This is a genomic window from bacterium, assembly GCA_035528375.1.
Lineage (GTDB): Bacteria > RBG-13-66-14 > RBG-13-66-14 > RBG-13-66-14 > RBG-13-66-14 > RBG-13-66-14.
The window spans coordinates 1-2,356 of record DATKYS010000127.1 but is presented as its reverse complement, the minus strand read 5'-3'; the positions used below and the strand labels follow the sequence as shown (position 1 = coordinate 2,356).

Here is a 2,356-nt window from a genome sequence, read left to right as displayed (position 1 = left end):
GACATTTGACATGCCGATCCTCGGACTCTTTGTTTGCCACCATGCCTCCAGTTCATGTGACATGATAGCATCCCCGTAAGTCCTTTATCTAGCGTTGTAGATGAGACTAAGGATGGTCCAGGAACACAAAGGTATCCCTATGGGAAAGCGTCAACACCTTGTTCCCCGAGGACCAGGCGCGCGTCCAACCGCCGGGGTTGGGGGAACAGGTGAAGGTCAGCTCGGGGGAGTCCGTGTCCATCTCCGTGTTGAAAGTCAGAACGACGTTGGAGTTCAGCCCCACGTCGTCCCGGCCGTCAACGGGGTCGGTGGCCAGGAGCATCACGCTCCCGCCCAGGGCCTGCTCGACGTTGATGAGCCCGTAGCCGTACTCATCGTCCCGGCCGGACGGCCCCAGGTCGGTGGCGGTGGATTGCAGGGTGGCGCGGATGTTGGCGGGGCCGGTGATGCCCTCGGAAATCATCAGCCCCACGACGGCCGCCACGTGGGGGCAGGCCATGGACGTGCCCTGGAAGAACCAGTAGTCGAAATTGTCGTCCAGGTCCACGGGGCCCATCGTGTGGTACGTCTGCTGGAGGACGCCGTCGGGGTAGCCGTCGTCGTTCAGGTCCGCGTACACGTCGCCGCCCGGGGCCATTATCTCCTGGTCGGAGCCGTAGTTGGAGTAGTAGGCCCGATCGGCGTCGTAGTCCACCGCCCCGACGCAGATGACCTCGGCGTAGCCCGAGGGGTAGTGGGTGGTGTCCGTGTCGTCGTTCCCGGCGGCGGCAGCCAGAACGATTCCGGCGTTGTAGGCGTCTATGCACGCCTGGTGCAGGACCGAGTCGCTACCGTAGCCGCCCAGGCTCATGTTTATCACGTCGGCCGAGTGGGTCCGCGCCCAGTCTATCCCGTTGGCCACCGACCAGCCCTCGCTCGAACCCTCCCAGTTCAGGACCTGCACCGGCATCACCCGGCAGTTGAAGGCCACGCCCGCCGGTCCGAGGCCGTTGTCGGTGTTCTGGGCCAGCGTCCCGGTGACGTGGGTGCCGTGGCCGTGCTGGTCGTTGGGGTGGCTGTCCGAGTGGATGAAGTCGTAGGGGCTGACGAAGGTGACGTCGGACAGCTCGTCCGCCTGATGATAGGTGCCGCCGATGACCTCGGTCTGCTCGTAGCTCGGCACGGCGTATTCCTCGTAGGCCACGCCGGTGTCCAGAACGGCGATGATGACCGAGGAGTCGCCGCCCCGGTTGATGTCCCAGCCCTCCTCCAGATAGATGAAGTCGTCTTTGTTGAAGTGCCACTGGTATTGGTAGTAGGGGTCGTCGGGGGTCCACTCCAGACGGTAGACGAAGTTGGGCGCCGCGGCCAGCACTCCCGGCAGGAGCTCGAAGCGCCGGGCGTACTCCTCCTCCCGGCCGTGGGGAACCGACAGGAGGACCCGTTCCGGAGTGACGGAGCTGCGATCGAGGAGACCGATCGTCGGCCCCACCTCCCGGGCGGCGGCCAGGACCTCCGCGTCGTCCATCACCCGCGTGAACCAGACGATGACCTCGCCCTCGACGTACCGAATCTCTACCGGCTGCGGAACGGCCGGCTCCGCGACGAGGAGACGTTCGGCCCGGGCCCCCGCGGTCAAGAGGAGCGTCGCCAGAAATGCGTAAACCAACTTGCGCATCGTTACACCCCCCCTGAAATCTATCTCACCTTCTTTATATTAGAATAATTTGCGCTGTGAAATCAAACCAAAAGGACCGCGACCCGCGGGGGGGTCAAGAGACCCGGCCCTACGTCAACGCAGCGAGGCCCGGGGCGTTGTGAGGAGTACGCGATCTCCCTCTCCCAGTGGGAGAGGGTTGGGGTGAGGGCTACCTTAGAAAAAACGGGCGGACCAAAGGGTCCGCCCCTACGTCATCGCAATAAATCTCGGGGCGCTATTGGCACGACGGGAATGTTGTGCTATCTATAAATGTGGTATTCGAACTAGTAGAAAAAGGAGGCAAACGTGAAAAGATTGATGTTGCTCGTTCTCGTCGTTGCGGCCTTCGCCGCCAACAGCCTGGTTACCTCCGGCATCCCCATAGACACCCATCCTCAGCCTCAACACGGGTTATTCGAGTTCTACTGGGATGACGGGATTATGTCCAGCGGTTGGATCTGGTTCACCGGCGGCAACTACTGGGCCACGCAGTTCGACGAGGTCAAAACCGGCGGTTTAGCAGATGCCGTCACCGACTACGGCGCCGTGACCTATCCTGGTTGGCCGGACACCCCCTTCCAGGGCGCCACCATGCACACCTTCTCGGACCTGGGCGGCTACCCGGGCACCGACCTGGGGTATGAGACCCTGATGTTCACCGCGGGCGGCGTTTTCCAG

2 protein-coding genes are annotated in these 2,356 nt (G+C 62.9%); one reads left to right on the top strand and one right to left on the bottom strand.

From position 1 onward, the window contains the following. Window positions 1-106 precede the first annotated feature (106 nt). On the bottom strand, window positions 107-1,657 hold the full coding sequence (locus VM054_10105; GenBank protein HUT99412.1) for a S8 family serine peptidase: 1,551 nt from the start codon (window positions 1,655-1,657) through the stop codon (window positions 107-109). Window positions 1,658-1,984: 327 nt separating this feature from the next. Here VM054_10105 and VM054_10100 point away from each other — a divergent pair. Further along, window positions 1,985-2,356: hypothetical protein (locus VM054_10100; GenBank protein HUT99411.1), on the top strand; the 372-nt coding region annotated here is incomplete at its 3' end.

Excerpts from the sequence above, each read along its gene's own strand:
- VM054_10105 (HUT99412.1), bottom strand. The coding sequence starts at position 1,657 with ATGCGCAAGTTGGTTTACGCATTTCTGGCGACGCTCCTCTTGACCGCG.